General features: G+C 52.2%; 16 protein-coding genes. 12 read left to right on the plus strand and 4 right to left on the minus strand.

Annotated features, from left to right (window positions below; translation table 11 throughout):
- The first annotated feature begins 222 nt into the window (after window positions 1-222).
- The 8 genes from glyS to ACLGLO_RS02370 all read left to right on the plus strand — a co-directional run bounded on the left by glyS (window position 223) and on the right by ACLGLO_RS02370 (window position 6317).
- Window positions 223-1935, plus strand: a complete 1713-nt coding sequence (gene glyS / locus ACLGLO_RS02335) for a glycine--tRNA ligase (RefSeq protein ID WP_492128793.1) — start codon at window positions 223-225, stop codon at window positions 1933-1935.
- Window positions 1936-2065: 130 nt separating this feature from the next.
- Window positions 2066-2413, plus strand: coding sequence for a molybdopterin dinucleotide binding domain-containing protein (locus ACLGLO_RS02340; protein WP_492128794.1), 348 nt, complete (start codon window positions 2066-2068; stop codon window positions 2411-2413).
- A gap of 99 nt (window positions 2414-2512) precedes the next feature.
- The gene (locus ACLGLO_RS02345) at window positions 2513-2869 is read left to right on the plus strand and encodes a hypothetical protein (RefSeq protein ID WP_492128795.1); all 357 of its coding nucleotides are present in this window, start codon (window positions 2513-2515) and stop codon (window positions 2867-2869) included.
- A gap of 214 nt (window positions 2870-3083) precedes the next feature.
- Window positions 3084-3770, plus strand: a complete 687-nt coding sequence (locus ACLGLO_RS02350) for a hypothetical protein (protein ID WP_492128796.1) — start codon at window positions 3084-3086, stop codon at window positions 3768-3770.
- Window positions 3736-4314 (plus strand): tRNA-intron lyase, encoded by a 579-nt coding sequence (gene endA / locus ACLGLO_RS02355; protein ID WP_492128797.1) that lies wholly within the window; start codon window positions 3736-3738, stop codon window positions 4312-4314. The genes ACLGLO_RS02350 and endA overlap by 35 nt, the downstream gene beginning before the upstream one ends.
- A 42-nt stretch (window positions 4315-4356) precedes the next feature.
- Window positions 4357-4803: a hypothetical protein gene (locus tag ACLGLO_RS02360; RefSeq protein ID WP_492128798.1), complete on the plus strand. Its 447-nt coding sequence runs from the start codon at window positions 4357-4359 to the stop codon at window positions 4801-4803.
- Entirely contained in the window at window positions 4800-5540 is a 741-nt protein-coding gene (locus ACLGLO_RS02365; protein ID WP_492128799.1) for a HesA/MoeB/ThiF family protein, read from the plus strand. The genes ACLGLO_RS02360 and ACLGLO_RS02365 overlap by 4 nt, the downstream gene beginning before the upstream one ends.
- Before the next feature lie 75 nt (window positions 5541-5615).
- Window positions 5616-6317 carry an ACT domain-containing protein gene (locus ACLGLO_RS02370; protein ID WP_492128800.1) on the plus strand — a complete coding sequence of 234 codons (702 nt, stop codon included), beginning with the start codon at window positions 5616-5618 and terminating at the stop codon, window positions 6315-6317.
- 36 nt (window positions 6318-6353) lie between these two features.
- On the opposite strand, the gene ACLGLO_RS02375 is transcribed toward ACLGLO_RS02370, so the two are convergent.
- The 4 genes from ACLGLO_RS02375 to ACLGLO_RS02390 form a co-directional block, all read right to left on the minus strand.
- Window positions 6354-6593, minus strand: a complete 240-nt coding sequence (locus tag ACLGLO_RS02375) for a ferredoxin (RefSeq protein WP_492128801.1) — start codon at window positions 6591-6593, stop codon at window positions 6354-6356.
- Between the two features lie 55 nt (window positions 6594-6648).
- Window positions 6649-7383 carry a branched-chain amino acid ABC transporter ATP-binding protein gene (locus tag ACLGLO_RS02380; protein WP_492128802.1) on the minus strand — a complete coding sequence of 245 codons (735 nt, stop codon included), beginning with the start codon at window positions 7381-7383 and terminating at the stop codon, window positions 6649-6651.
- Window positions 7384-7388: 5 nt separating this feature from the next.
- The gene (locus ACLGLO_RS02385; RefSeq protein WP_492128803.1) at window positions 7389-8189 is read right to left on the minus strand and encodes an ABC transporter ATP-binding protein; all 801 of its coding nucleotides are present in this window, start codon (window positions 8187-8189) and stop codon (window positions 7389-7391) included.
- 186 nt (window positions 8190-8375) lie between these two features.
- A complete protein-coding gene (locus tag ACLGLO_RS02390) occupies window positions 8376-8618 on the minus strand; it encodes a hypothetical protein (protein ID WP_492128804.1) in 243 nt (80 codons plus the stop codon).
- Window positions 8619-8690: 72 nt separating this feature from the next.
- Between ACLGLO_RS02390 and ACLGLO_RS02395 the strand changes: the two genes are divergently transcribed.
- The 4 genes from ACLGLO_RS02395 (at window position 8691) to ACLGLO_RS02410 (ending at window position 14167) form a co-directional block, all read left to right on the plus strand.
- On the plus strand, window positions 8691-8873 hold the full coding sequence (locus tag ACLGLO_RS02395; RefSeq protein ID WP_492128805.1) for a chromatin protein Cren7: 183 nt from the start codon (window positions 8691-8693) through the stop codon (window positions 8871-8873).
- A 102-nt stretch (window positions 8874-8975) separates the two neighbouring features.
- A complete protein-coding gene (locus tag ACLGLO_RS02400) occupies window positions 8976-10220 on the plus strand; it encodes a metallophosphoesterase family protein (RefSeq protein WP_492129117.1) in 1245 nt (414 codons plus the stop codon).
- A gap of 6 nt (window positions 10221-10226) precedes the next feature.
- Window positions 10227-13028: an AAA family ATPase gene (locus ACLGLO_RS02405; protein ID WP_492128806.1), complete on the plus strand. Its 2802-nt coding sequence runs from the start codon at window positions 10227-10229 to the stop codon at window positions 13026-13028.
- Window positions 13025-14167: a DNA double-strand break repair nuclease NurA gene (locus ACLGLO_RS02410; protein WP_492128807.1), complete on the plus strand. Its 1143-nt coding sequence runs from the start codon at window positions 13025-13027 to the stop codon at window positions 14165-14167. The genes ACLGLO_RS02405 and ACLGLO_RS02410 overlap by 4 nt, the downstream gene beginning before the upstream one ends.
- Window positions 14168-14176: the final 9 nt, after the last annotated feature.

Below are 14176 nucleotides of genomic sequence, written 5' to 3' on the forward strand. Positions count from 1 at the left end.
AGAGGCGGGAGAACAGCTATTATAAAACCGCAAGGCGGCTCCGTGGTGACCGTGAATGCAGCTTTAAATAAACTGCTGAAAGAGATGAAGCATCTTAGGAAGGAGCTCATGCTAAGAGAAGCCGGGGCAACTCAAATGATGGTATAGGCAACCACTCGTAGCCTCCTGCAAAAATATTTTAGTTTACAACTCTTAAGCATTCCTTCACAGAGGGGTTCTGGTATGTCTCTATCCAGCGCGGCAGACAGAGTCTTCGAAGTCGGCAAGAGGAGGGGGTTCTTCTGGCAGTCCTACGAGATCTACGGCGGCCTGAGCGGCATGTATGACCTGGGCCCCTACGGCGCAATGCTCAAGGAAAACATCATCAACGAGTGGAAATTTCACTTCATTAGGAAGCACCAGGAGATCATGGCTGAAATAGAGACCCCCATCATAGGGCCCGAGATCGTGTACGAAGCCTCGGGCCACCTGGAGAGCTTCACGGATCCCATCGTTACATGTCTGAAGTGCGGGAGGAAGTTCAGGGCGGATCAGCTGATAGAGGAGCTCGCTGGGGTGAAGGCTGAGGGCAGATCAAACGAAGAGCTGACAGCTATCATAAGGCAGAAGGGGCTGAAGTGCCCAGTGTGCGGAGGCGAGCTCAGCGAGGTCAAGTCATTCAATCTTCTCTTCAGAACGCAGATAGGCCCCTATGAAGGCAGCAATGGATACATCAGGCCCGAGCTGGCTCAAGGCATGTTCCTTAACTTCAAGAGAGTTTACGGAGTTATGAGGGAGAAGCTCCCCCTCGGCATAGCGCAGGTGGGAAGGGTGGGGAGGAACGAGATTTCTCCGAGGCAGGGCATGCTGAGGCTCAGGGAGTTCACCATAATGGAGTTCGAGTTCTTCTTCGATCCAGAAAAGCCAGGGCATGAGGAGTACGTGGTTCCAGTGAAGGAAAGAGCTCTCAAGATCCTCAGCTCGGAAGACAGGCTGGCTGGGAGGGAGGAGCCGAGGATTTTCTCTCTTTCAGAAGCAATAAGCAGCGGAGTGATAAAGACGCCGTGGCTCGGCTACTGGATGGTCGTGTCCTTGGACTTTCTCAAGTCCCTAGGAGTTCCGGAAGAAAACATGTACTTCGAGGAGAAGCTACCGGAAGAGAGAGCGCACTACTCCAGGCAGACTTTCGACCTCCTCGTTAAGACGGAGAGGTGGGGCTGGATTGAGGTTGCCGGCCACGCGTACAGGGGGGACTACGACCTCTCGAGGCACTCGGTCTACAGCAAGCAGGACCTCACCGTATTCAGGCAGTTCGAACAGGCCAGAACGGTCAGGAGGAAGGTGATAAAAGTGAACAGGGCAGTTCTGGGAAAGCTGTTCAAGGACAGGGCTTCAGAAATAGAAGCAGTATTGATATCCATGAATCCTGAGGAGGTCGAGGAGCTGCTGAGGAAGGGAGAGTGGCTGGAAGCGGGGGGAGTAAGGGTTCCTCCTGAGGCAGTTGTTGTCGAGGAGGTCGAGGAGAGGGAAACGGGCAAGAAGATAATTCCCCACGTTGTAGAGCCTTCCTTCGGAGTGGAGAGGTTGCTCTACGTAGTTATGGAGTATGGGCTGAAGGAGAAGGGAGATAGACTCATACTCTCGGTGCCGCACAGGCTGTCTCCCGTGAAGGTTGCAGTCTTCCCTCTCGTGAACGACGACCGCCTTCGAGACATGGCTAGGAAGATATACGAAGATTTCAAGCTGAGGGGGATACCATCGATATACGATGAGGCTGGAAGCATAGGGAGGAGGTACGCGCGAGCTGATGAGATCGGGATCCCCTTCGCAGTTACGGTGGACTTTCAGAGCATAGAGGACGGCTCCGTAACCGTGAGGGACAGGGACACCTGGAGCCAGGAGAGGGTCCATTCATCGGAGCTTGTGGAGCTCATCTTCAGAAAGCTGCTGCGCTGAAAGCTCCTCTTCTATCAGGAAAAGCTGGCCTATTTTTGAAGTTGAAAAACGCGGAAACTTTTAAAGACTTGGAACGGGTATATTTTTCAAAGAGGAAGACTATGCGCATGGATGAACGGAGGTAGGCCGTATGTCCGATAACAACGAAGAGAAGTTGCCAGAGAAGAAGGACATAAAATCTCTGTTGGCGGTCATTCCGCCGGCAGGCTCCGAAGCCAAGCAGAAAGTGCTGAAAGAAAAGAGGATAAGGATAAGGTACAGCAGTGCCAAGCCGGGACAGATAATGATCAATCCGTCTCTAGCGAAAGAGCTAGGGATAGGGGAAAAAGCTGAGGTGGTTGTAGCGGGAAGGAAGAAGTTCACGTTCGCTGTTGTCATCGATGATTCTGTGCCCCCCAACACTGTTTATGCGAACACGGACTTCATGAAGGAAAACGGTGTTGCTGACAACAGCATTGCCACGCTGAGAGCCGCGTGAAAATGTCTGAGGGCGACAGAGTGCGGAGGTCTTCGCCAGAGAAGATCGGAGATTTTCGCGGTTGTGGTTGGTTTGAGGACTAGAGACTTTCAAACAATCATGACGGAAAGGCAGATGATTTACGAAAAGATAGAGGAGCTATTGAACGGTAGGATGGGAGAGGAGGCTGAGAAGAGGCTTCTACTCCTCCTAAAGAAGGGGAGCAGAGTTAGGGCCGAGATGATACTATTCATCAAGGAGTACTCCTCGCAGGCAACAAGCGATGAAGAGAAGGAATATATAAAGACGATACTGGATTTCCTCAGGCTAGTTGATTCGGAGAAGGAGTCTGAACTAATAGAGAGAGTCATAGACCTCTCGCTTAAGAGCAACGGCGCTCTCAGAGAGAACAGGGAATGGCTGATCCAGCAGTTGGAGGAGAGCAGGAAGCTCGGCAGGCTGAGCGCAGAGATCTGAGCTTCCTGCCTCCTGGCTCCAAGGTGCGCTTCTTCAGCTCTCTCCAGATTTTGGAGGAAGGCTTCACTGCTTCGTCTTCCAGAGCAAGAAGAGGTCTAAGAACAATATGAAAGCTTATAAGGATTCATGTTTAGAATTGTTTCGTGATGCAACCGAAAAATACAGAGCAGGGCAACCGTCTCCGCCCTCATAGAACAGTGGGTGTGTTGCAAAGATGCCCGAGGAATTCATAAATCTCAACAACGAGGCCATACAGAGCAGCATAGCAGAGATGAACCTCTCCGAGCAGCTTCAGAAGATACTCAGCGCCGTGGACTCTGAGAGGAAGAGGGTCGAGGAAATCATACTAAACATGAGGGAGGGCAAATACGAGCTCGTGAAGAGAGGCTATGAATATGTAAAGCAGCTCAAAGATGAGGCTCAGAAGCTCAGAGAGGGCACAATGGAGTATGTTGTGAGGGTTTCACCGGCCCTCCTGACCAAGGAGCTCTACATGTATTCTCTCTCGCATCTGGACAGGCTCATACAGATAATAGACTCTATTGCTTACAGGCTGAGCATTCTCGCTGAGTCGGGAATAGAGCTCGATGGGGGGACAAAGGAGCGGATCATAGAGATGTCCAGCAAATCTCTGGGCATGGTTGCAGATCTCTTCCAGGAATCCAAGCTCTTGAGTACAAATGCCAGAATGATAATAGAGGTGCATGAGGGTATAAACTCCAGGGAGGAGGAGATCGATCAAATATACAGAGGGCTTGTCCTGGAAATAATAAGGAAGTACTCAAAGGATGTCTTCTCCCTCATGCTGCTGAAAGAGATCGTTGACCTGGTGGAAGACCTCGCCGACATCATAAGGGAAGCGAGTCATGACTTCAAGTACCTCGCACTATACAAGCTCTAAAACTGCCCCGAGAGGCATCCTCCTTGGGCTGAGAGTTGTTCTCCCCAGCGGAGAGAATGCCTCCAATCTCTACAAGCATGGGTTCTACGGGAAGCCCTTCGGCATAAGGAAGCCTGAGCCAAGAGAGTACGGAGAAGCTATAGAGCTTTCCCTGATCGAAGCCCTCTACCTTCTCGAGGAGGGGGCTATAGAGATATACAGCCCCGATGGGGAGAGGCTCAGCTCGGAGGAGGTCAGAGAGGAGGCCAGAAAAAGGATAGATGACTTCGATTCTTTGTACATAGTATACAGGGATCTGAGGAAGAGGGGGTTCATTGTGAGGAGTGGCTTGAAGTTTGGAAGCGATTATGCTGTGTACAGAATTGGTCCAGGACTTGAACATGCGCCGTACCTCGTTCACGTCTACAGAGGAGGTCACATGATGGATCCGGTTGAAATAGTTAGGATGGGAAGGCTGAGCCACAGCGTGAAGAAAAAGTTTATGTTCGCCATTGAAGAGGGGGGAAGAATAGAATATGTCCTCTTCAAGTGGTTCAAGCCGTGATTGTTTTTGCCCTTTCGTTAAACTGAGGGAAGGTGTAGATCGTTGAGCAAGTTTGGTAGAGACTTCAGGGGTGGGGAGAGGCAACAGAGGAGGACTGAAGCGCCCAGAAGGAGTGAGGACAGGGAGAGCAGGCTCAGAGAGGAGGAAATCGCTCCTCGGCCAGTAAACGGGAAGTGCAGCAACCTCTGTCCTCTCTTCTGGTGCACCAAGAGGGCATATCAGATAAGGCGGGATCCCAAGACGGGGAGAAAGTTCGTCTTCTGCAGCTGGATAGGAGACGAGTGCATAGGAGCTTCGTGTCAGTACGCTACCTGCAAGTCCAACTACCTCCTCCCGGACGGGAGCTGCGGCTATGTGAAGCAGAAGTCTCAGGCCTCTTCCGAAGAAAAGGAGATCTTTGAGGATTTGATAAAGGAGGATATAGACAGCAAGGTCAAAGATGTTATAAGCAAAAAGCTGGGCAAGAAGAAGCTGGATGATCTGCTTTGAGCCTGCTGCCTGAAAGGGAGAGGCTGAGGTATTCGAGGCAGCTTCAGCTCATAGGCGAGGAAGGGCAGAAGAAGCTCTCATCCTCAACCGCTCTGGTAGCAGGCGTCGGCGGCCTGGGGAGCGCTGCCAGCTTGTATTTGGCTGCAGCGGGGGTTGGAAGACTCATCTTGGTTGATAGGGATGTGCTTGAGCTCTCGAATCTGAACAGGCAGGTTCTATACTCTGAAGCAGGGCTCGGCATGCCGAAGGTTGAGCTGGCAGCCAAGAGGCTGAAGGAGCTGCGGGGCGACATTGAAGTTATTCCGCTGAGAATAGATGTTTTCGATGAATCATTCGAGAGGGCTGTCCAGGAAAGTGATGTGATAGTAGATGGTATGGACAACTGGAGGGCCAGATTCCGAATAAACGAGGTGGCGGTCAAGCACAGAAAGCCCCTCGTGCACGCGGCCGTTGGAGAGTGGTACGGGCAGCTGATGGTCGTTCTGCCTGGAAAGACCCCCTGCCTCCACTGCATCTTCAGGAACGCTACAGATCCAGAATCACCTCCTTCTTTATTCCCTCCATCTCCAGGGGTTCTGGGAGCCCTAGAGGCTGCTGAGGCCCTGAAGATATTGATCGGGAGGAGCGAATCTGCTGGAAAGCTGATATACTTCGACTTCAAGAGGCTCGAGTTCAGAGAGATCGCTGTTTCGAGGGATCCGAGCTGTCCTGTCTGCGGGAAGCTGAGCGAGACCTGAGCCCGCCGACCGAAAAAATTTAAAGTCCTATCATCAATGATTTTCGGTAAACTTCTCTGCGGAGAGAATGAAAAAATGACAGATGAGCAGAAGATCTCCATAGCCGAAGCCGTCAGGTTCGTGGTCTCCAAGAACCAGAGCCTAATTGAGTGCCTGAGCGAGGGCCTGGTGAACTACACATGGCTGGCCGAGAAGATAGCAGATGAGGTTGCTAAGATATCCGAGAGGAAGAGGGTCAACCTCGATGCCATCAAGGCCGCTCTCATAAGGTATGAGGAGGAGCTGAAGAAGGAGAAGCAGGCCCTCATGAAGTCGGTGGGCAAGGTCCTCGCGAAGAGCACGCTGGAGCTTCAGAACGATATCACAGTGCTCACAGTGAAGAAGTACACTGTGGAGAGAAAGCTGAAGGAGATACTAGAAGTGGCATCCAGGTCAAGGTTCTTCAACTTCACTCAAGGAAAGAAGTCCTACACTTTCGTGATAAGCCAGGAAGATGAAGAGAATGTGGAGAGGATGATAGAGAGGGAGGATGTCCTCGATAAGGTTGAAAAGCAGAGCGCTCTCGTCATGATAAGCCCCTACGACATAATGTTCACGCCGGGAGTTGTGAATTTCCTCACCCGCTTGATGTATTTGAACGGAATAAACATAACGCAGATAATGAGCTGCTATACAGATACGATACTGATAATAAGCAAGGACGATTCTGTGAAGGCCTTCAAGCTCCTTCAAGATGTCATCGAGCAGCAGAGGGCGGTAGAAGAAGGCGAAAAGTAAGGACCGGAAAAAAGGTCTCGAGCCGCTTTGAAGAGCTCAGGCCTTCTCCCAGTGAATGACTGAAACCGGGCAGCTTTCCGCAGCTGACTTCACGCATTCCTCGAGGCTCTCGTCGACCAGCCCCGATGAGAGGTCGTTCGCGTTGGTCCTCCACTTGGCCACTATCTGGCTCTTTCCGTCTTCGGCATTCATCTCGAAGACGTCTGGGCACAGATTAACGCATACCATATCTCCGATGCATCCATCCCTATCTATTGTGACCTTTATCTTGGCCATAGATACCACCAATTATGCAGGATTCTTTTTTCGAAGCTATTAATTAAATTTTTCTTCATGTAGAACTCGCTGCCTTCAGTCCAAGATAGAGGAGCCCCAGCTCGGGGTCTTCCAAGAGCTTCTTCCCGTCGCCTCTGAAGATTACCTTTCCGCTTCCCATAACCACTGCGTGATCCGATATCTCAAGAGCCAGCTTTGCGTTCTGCTCTACGAGTATTATGGTCTTGCCGCTCCTAGCGTTAAGGTCTCTGATGATGTTGATTATCTGGTGGGCTATCTTCGGAGAGAGGGCTGCAGTCGGCTCATCGAACATCAGGACTTCGGGCGTCCTCATGAGGGCCATGGCCATGGCCAGCATCTGCTTTTCTCCCCCGCTCAGCCTTCCAGCCTTCTGCTTCATGTAGGCTCTCAGGATGGGGAACATTTCCAGAACTTCTTCGCTCCTGCTTCGTGCCTCCTCCTTGGTCAAGGTATAGGACGCCATCACTAGGTTCTCATGGACAGTTAGGTTATCGAAGACGTTCTGAGTTTGGGGGAGATATGCTATCCCCATTTTTGCTATCTCGTGAGGGGGCTTCCCGGTGATGTCGCGGTTCCTGAACATTACTTTCCCCGAGATCACCCTCGTGAGGCCGAAGACGGTTTTGAGGAGAGTGCTCTTCCCGCTTCCGTTGGGACCAACTATGACAGTGATCTTCTTCTCGGAGAAGTCCAGGGAGACATCGAAGAGTATGTGCATCTTGCCGTATCCCGCATTCAGCTTATCTGTTCTGATTATGCTCTCGGCCATTCCTGCTACCTCCCCAGATAGGTTTCAACCACCACCGGGTTGCTTATAACTTCTTCCGGACTGCCTTCAGCTATTACCCTACCTTTTGCCATGGCGTATGCGTAGTCCACGTAGCCAAGGGCTATCTCAAGGCGGTGCTCTATCACAATAAATGTCATGCCTCTCTCTTCCACAAGCCTCCTTATCAAAGAGAAGATCTCGTGAGCAAGAGTTGGGTTGACTCCGGCCACCGGCTCGTCCATGAAAACGGTATCAGCGCCGTTCATCAGTGCCCTGCCTATCTCCAGAAGCTTCAGCTGCCCCCCGCTAAGCTTCGAGGCGGGCTGGTCTGAGACCTTCTGGAGGTTGACAACTCTGAGAACTTCCATGGCCCTCTCCATGTCCCTCTTCTCGTATTCTATCCATTTGGATCTCCTCATCGCGTTCACAGCTTTCTCTCCTATGTTCTCCCTGGAGGCGACCAGCAGGTTCTCCAGGACGGTGAGGTTGTAGAAAGGCTGAGGTATCTGGAAGGTCCTCACCAGGCCCAGGCGGTTTATTCTGTAGGGGGGCATGTTCGTTATGTCTACGCCCTTGTAGAAGACGCTCCCAGAATCGCACCTCAGAAACCCTGTGACGACGTTGAGGAGAGTTGTCTTCCCTGAACCGTTCGGACCGATTATGATGGAAACCTTCCCTTTTTTTATGTTCATGCTGGCATCATCCAGAGCGACCAGGCCGCCGAAGGTCTTCCTTACATTCACTATCCTCAGGATTTCCTCTTCTCCTTCCGCAACGCTCTGCATTTCGCCCCGAGCTCTGCTCAACGGAGAGCACCCTGAAATGATATACCTGTTATCTGCCTTATGGTTTTAAAGATTTTCTTTTCACCTATAAGGTTTACAAATGAAAACTTTTCTTTCAATGATAGAAATATAAAGCCAAGATATAGCATTGCATCCTACAGCAGGACAGAGGGTAGAGCTGTGATCAGCTATCCTGCGAGAGATGCTTCACTGAGGAGAGAAGATGTACTTCGCGTACTCTCCCTCGGTGCTCGCATCTACGAGAACCCCGTACCTCCTCGCATATTCCATGAGGAGGTTCATTGGTATGCTCCCGTGGGGAACCTTTATCGCATAGCTTCTCTTCTTCTCCTTTGCGCACTTCATCATCTCCACCACGATTGTCAGGGGATGCTCCGTGCACTTAGTTATGTCTTCAATTATCAGCTCCGTTTTCTCGCACCTTCCCATTCAAGCACCCATATCATTAAGTATATAACCATGGATATATAATTTAATCATTTGTAATGGAGGTTATTTTCTATGGAGAAGAAGCCGGTCAGAGTTAAGGACAAGACAACAGGAAAAGAGGTTGATCTTGTTCCCATAAAGGTGTGGAAGCTGAGTCCGAGCGGAAAGAAAGGAATAAAGATGGGCCTGTTTCAGAGCCCAGTAACAAAGCAGTACTTCAGAGCAAGAGTCCCCGATGACTACCCAGAGTTCTGATACTTTCGACTATCTATCCTTTTATATTTTTAATCTGCAACTTGTCTTTTGTCTTGAGGAGAATCCCGCGGGTTCTTCCAGGCGGTGAAGCTCTTGGCGATCATGGCTCATGCTGCTGACACGCATCTGGGGAAGAATTTCGTCGGTCTGGGGAGGGAGGACAGGGACAGAGATGTGGAGGAAGCCTTCAGCCAGATGATGGAACTAATCCTGCTCGAGCATGTGAAGCTCCTCGTGATAGCCGGAGATCTCTTCGACAAGCCTAGGCCTAGCAACTCCACACTGATATTCTTTCGGGAGTCAGTGAGAGAGTTCCTCGAAAGAGGGGGAAAGATCGTTCTTGTGAACGGCGAGCACGACACCTCAACAGCCAGCGAGCACCCAGCGACCTACCTGGTCTCCAAATATCTCAGCAACGTCTATCATTTGAAGCACTTCTTTGGAAGCGAGGACGCTCTCTGCTTAGAAGATGGGGGAGATAAAACCTGCTTCTACGGCCTCGGAGCTATAAGAGGGCCGAAAGCTCTGGCGCATGGAAGAAACATAATGGGTAAAATCGAGAGCGTTGCGAAGAGCTCTCCAGGGAAAAAGGTGATGGTTTCGCACATTTCCATCAAAGATTACTTCCCGTTCGCTGAGGGCTACGAGCTTAGCTCCCTCCCGAGCGGCATCAGCTACTATGCCCTCGGCCACCTTCACTTCAGGGCGGTGGAGAGGGTGAAGGATGGGGTGCTGGCTTACCCTGGAAGCCTGGAGATCCTCTCCCTCAGCGAAGTGCCCGAGTGGAAGAAGAAGGGCAAGGGATTCTACATTGTGGATTTGAGCCCTGAAGAGCCAGTTGTCCACCAGGTTGATCTTGATGTAAGGCCTCAGGAAGTATTCGAGATATCCTCAGAAGAGGATATCCCTTCATTTGCGAGCAGTGTAGAGAAGCTCCTTGCTCAGCTGTCTGGCGGGAGGCCCCCAATAATAAATGTAGTTGTGAGGGGAGGGGAAGGTCTCAGGAAGGTGCTTCAGTCTCGGCTCGAAAAGCTGCAGAAGAGCAATGCGATTTTCTCCGTCACTTCGAAGCCGGCGGAGGATTCCTCTCTGGATTCGGATTTTGCGGCAGATGGCGAGTGGGAGGAGCTGAAGATAGTGAAGAAGATCGTGGGCGATGAGGCTGTAGCCAAGCTCATAATTGATCTGAAGAACTGCCTCTCCTCCTCTGAGGAGTCAAAGTGCGACGACATTGCAGGAGAAATCCTCGAGAGGAGGGATTATTGGGAGAAGGCCCTCAAGCAGTGGCCTTTGATAGGAAAGGCCCAAGGCGAGAGGAAGGAGGGGCTGAAGAAGTTCATGAGTTGATGGCACATGCCGCCTTCCGCTCTGAAGCTGGAGAAGCTCGTTCTCGAAAACTTCTACAGCTACGGCAAAAGGAGCGAAATTAAGTTCGATGAAGGAGTTACTGTCATAGTTGGAGAAAACGGCGCAGGCAAGTCGAGCATTGTGAGGGCAATATATTTCGCGCTTCTCGGAGAGCTCCCCGACCTGAGGTTGAACGACGCCATCCACAGGGGAAGAGATGAATTCCTCGTCTCGCTCACGCTGACAGATGGCACAAACAGGTACAGGGTCGAAAGAAGGAGGGGGAAGAGGCGGTACGATGCACTCTATCGCGAATCTGGAGGAGGGGAGCGCCTCATAGCAACCGGAGCAGAGGAAGTCACCAGAAAGCTTGCCCAGCTAGTTCTGTTCTCTGACATAGAGACCCTGGAAGACAGGGGAGCAAAAAGGGCGGTAATAGACCTGATAGTGCTCAACCAGGGAAAGCTCGATGAGATAGGGGAAGCGCTCTCCTCAGCGAGAAAGGACAAGATCGAGTTCCTCATGAACATACTGGGACTGAGCGCTTACCTGAAGGCCTGGGAAAGGATGAAGGATCTCGAGGTGAGGGTGAGCCCCATTCCTCATCCCTCTTCTGAAGTGGGGGTGCAGGAGAAAGAGAGGTTCAAGGTCACGGAGGATGAACTCGAGGAAGCTGAGAGGAAGCTGAAGGGATCCCTGGAGGGGGTAGAGAAGATCGAGAAGGAGGAGGAGCAGATAGAGCAGAGGATAGCGGAGCTAGCATCCAGAGAAGAAGAGCTTTCCCGCAGTAAGAGCGAGCTAGAAGGCGAGAAAAACAGCTACATAGCTGAGCTGAGCTCGGTCGAGTCGCAGCTTTCTAAGGCGAGGGAGTCCCTTGAAAAGCTCAGCGCTGTTGAGAAGGAGATGAAAGATCTCAGAATTGAGGAGGAAAAGCTGGAAGAAGAGGTCAAGAAGGCCGAGGAATTGAAGAGAAAGCTGGAAGATTTGAAGGCTGCTGAAAGGCTGCTTCTCTTAGAAGAGCTGGAGGGAGATCTTGAGGCCTTCCTTGAAAGCTTGAGAGACGTGAGGGCGAGGCTCGGCGAACTTGGAATAGAAGGACCTCTGGAGAAACTGAAAGAGATCGTTAAAGAAGAGGAGGGGGCCATCTCGAGCAAGCTGAGAAAGCTGGAGGGAGAAAGGGCTCTGAAGGCTAAAGAGCTGAGCGAAGCGAAGAAGCTGCTGGACGAAGCGGGTAGGAAGGAGGGCGAGATCGCATCTCAATTGAGGGAAATAGCGTTGAGAACCGGCATCGAGGTCTCATCTCAAGATCCTCTGAGCATGATCGATGAGCTGAGCTCCCGCCTTTCGAGTATGCTGGAGGAAGGGAGGACGGCCTCGGCAACTGTGAAGAGCGAGATAGCTAGGCTCGAGAGAGCGATAGAAGAGCTGAAGGAAGCAAAGGGCAGGTGCCCCGTCTGCGGGAGGGAGCTGGACGACGATCACAGGAGCGAGCTCATTTCCAAATACTCACAGCAGCTCGAGAGCTTGAGGGGAGAATACGAGTTGTTGAGGAAAAAACTGGAAGTCCTTGAGGCGGGAAGCGCAACTGCGAACAGGCTCCGCTCTAGGACTGGGGAGCTGGAAGCCTTGAGGAGGAGGATCTCGGGGATCTCGGTTGGGGAAGTCGAGGCTGAGCTGAAGAAGCTGGAAGAGGAGATATCTTACCTGGAGAGGAGAGAGGAAATCTTCTCGAAGCTCCGCGACGGTGTGAGCAGAGCTCTTCTCTTTAAATCATCGGCCCTGAGCAAAATTGGGCGTATCGGCAGCGATATTTCTATCGATCCCAGGCGGATCGAGGCCGAGGATATCGAATCGGTAGAGCGAATGGTTGAGACCCTTAAGAAGGAGGCTTCCGCTTTGAGCTCTCAGCTCAAGCTCCCCATTCCTTCCGATCCGGTGAGGCTGGGGAAAATGATAGCTGACATGGAGAGGGAGCTGAGAGAGCTGAAGCCGGAGTCCAAAAGCGCGGAGCTCGCGCGAGTAAGGGAGAAGATCAAGCTGCTTGAGGAGCAGGAAAGAGAGCTGAGTAGAGAGTCCTCAGCGATAGTACAGCTTGAAGAGAGGAGGAGCAAGCTGAGCTCCCAACTGGAAGGAGTCAGCAGAATGCTTTCCGAAGCGGAGGATGAGCTGAAGGCTGTTAGAGACGAGCTCAGCTCGCTGAGGAGCAGGAAGGCTGTCCTGAAGGAGAGGAAGGATTACCTGGAGGCGCTGAGCAGATCCCTTTCCGAGGCGGTCTACAAGCTGAAGGTCCTCCTGAAGGTCAGGTCGCTATATGAGAGGGAGAGCGGGCTCCCCTCCATTCTCATGAAGCACGCTCTCAAGCAGCTGAGGCGCAGGCTCGTTGAAGTATACAGGAGGTTTGAGCTCTCGTATGACGAAATCTGCGTGGACGATTCCTTCAACATATCTCTCATAAACTCCGCGCAGAACTTGGAAGTTTCCCTGGACCAGGCAAGCGGAGGGGAGAGGGTCGCCGTCTATCTTTCGTTCATCTTCGCAGCCCAGAGGGTCGTGGCGGAGCTGTACGGAGGGGGGAGGGGTTCTGGGTTCATTGTCTTGGATGAGCCGACCAACTACCTAGATGAAGCGAGGGTCAGGTACTTGGCAGACGTGCTGAGGGAAGCGGTCTCTGCAGGAGGAGGCGCCCAGATCATTGTGGTGACTCATGAGGAGAGCCTGAAAGACGCGGGAGATGTTGTGCTCAGGGTGAGGAAGAGCGGGGCGAACTCCGTCATAGAAGAGGAGCAGGAGGAGGCGGTGGCTCTTTGAGCTACATAGATGACATACTCGAGGTAGCTGCGAAGAAGAGCGAGGAGATAAGGAAGAAGATCGCTGTGCTTGGAGCCAAGAAGATGAGAGCCATTGAGATAATAGAGAGGGGCATGATCTCCCCAGAGCCCCTGTCCTCAAAGAGGAACCTCCCCCGCCCAAAGAAAGTTGCTGCCGTTGATGGGGGATCCTTCCCCGTCTCTATGCTGGGATTCGAGATGTACTTCATAAAGGCCTATGCGGTGAGGTTCATCTACGATGAGCTTGGGGGGAGGTATATCGATGGGGGAGAGAGCAGAGTTGTTGATGTGGATGTCCTCATTCCTCCTTCCATGTCTCAAGACAGGATCACCGTTTACCGCCAGATAAGCGAGCTGAGAGCCATGAAGAACTCCCTCGATTCTGGATTCCTCACGCTGGCTGACGGGAGCATAGAATCGCTCATAGCGAGGCCCGCTCACATGAAGCTGAGAGATCTGAGCGGAGAGGATGAGGATCTGTGCCGTCAAGTGGAAGAAATAGTGGCGAGGGAGGAGAGGGAGGACGCGGCAGTGGCAGTGAAGGGGTTCATAGAGAGGGAGCTGGGCGAGGACCCTGAGAGGGCGAAGACCGTGGAAATGCTTGAGAAGGCTCTGAGGCTGAAGATGCTCCTCGAGAGGGTATCGAGAGGGGGCCTCCTGGCCTTCGTAACGAAGACTGGTAGGAGCAACAAGCTCTTCAACCTTCCGCTACCAGACCAGTACGTCATAACGAAGCTAACAACCAAGGAAGGATACATAGTAGAGGGGAAGTTCAGCACGCTGGAGGAGGCAGTGAGGGGAGAGCTCACGGATGCGTGCTCGCTGAGAGCTCAGGCGGAGAGGGTCTCCCTCATAAGCGGCTATGCCAGGCTCTCTCCTGGAGCTCCCGTCCTAAAGATACAGCTCCTGGCCCCACAGATGAGTGAGGGGCAGCAGGGCAGAGCCTTTGAGGACTTGGTCCTGAAGCTGGCCTCCCTCTCATCCGAGGACGGATACCCATTCCCCCTTCTCATAGCCCACTTGAAGGCCCACATAAAGAAGGGAATAACGGAGATGGTAACGGACGCCCTCGGGCTGAGGGAGGAGCTCAGCGGGAGGGAGGAGATCGATATCCTGTGAGGTGGTTTG

The organism is Fervidicoccus sp. SLHALR4 (genome assembly GCF_058692745.1).

What these genes read in the sequence shown, in the direction of transcription:
- glyS (WP_492128793.1), top strand. Translation starts at nt 223, where the DNA reads ATGTCTCTATCCAGCGCGGCAGACAGAGTCTTCGAAGTCGGCAAGAGG.
- ACLGLO_RS02340 (WP_492128794.1), top strand. Translation starts at nt 2,066, where the DNA reads ATGTCCGATAACAACGAAGAGAAGTTGCCAGAGAAGAAGGACATAAAA.
- ACLGLO_RS02345 (WP_492128795.1), top strand. Translation starts at nt 2,513, where the DNA reads ATGACGGAAAGGCAGATGATTTACGAAAAGATAGAGGAGCTATTGAAC.
- ACLGLO_RS02350 (WP_492128796.1), top strand. Translation starts at nt 3,084, where the DNA reads ATGCCCGAGGAATTCATAAATCTCAACAACGAGGCCATACAGAGCAGC.
- endA (WP_492128797.1), top strand. Translation starts at nt 3,736, where the DNA reads ATGACTTCAAGTACCTCGCACTATACAAGCTCTAAAACTGCCCCGAGA.
- ACLGLO_RS02370 (WP_492128800.1), top strand. Translation starts at nt 5,616, where the DNA reads ATGACAGATGAGCAGAAGATCTCCATAGCCGAAGCCGTCAGGTTCGTG.
- ACLGLO_RS02375 (WP_492128801.1), bottom strand. Translation starts at nt 6,593, where the DNA reads ATGGCCAAGATAAAGGTCACAATAGATAGGGATGGATGCATCGGAGAT.
- ACLGLO_RS02380 (WP_492128802.1), bottom strand. Translation starts at nt 7,383, where the DNA reads ATGGCCGAGAGCATAATCAGAACAGATAAGCTGAATGCGGGATACGGC.
- ACLGLO_RS02390 (WP_492128804.1), bottom strand. Translation starts at nt 8,618, where the DNA reads ATGGGAAGGTGCGAGAAAACGGAGCTGATAATTGAAGACATAACTAAG.
- ACLGLO_RS02395 (WP_492128805.1), top strand. Translation starts at nt 8,691, where the DNA reads ATGGAGAAGAAGCCGGTCAGAGTTAAGGACAAGACAACAGGAAAAGAG.
- ACLGLO_RS02400 (WP_492129117.1), top strand. Translation starts at nt 8,976, where the DNA reads ATGGCTCATGCTGCTGACACGCATCTGGGGAAGAATTTCGTCGGTCTG.
- ACLGLO_RS02405 (WP_492128806.1), top strand. Translation starts at nt 10,227, where the DNA reads ATGCCGCCTTCCGCTCTGAAGCTGGAGAAGCTCGTTCTCGAAAACTTC.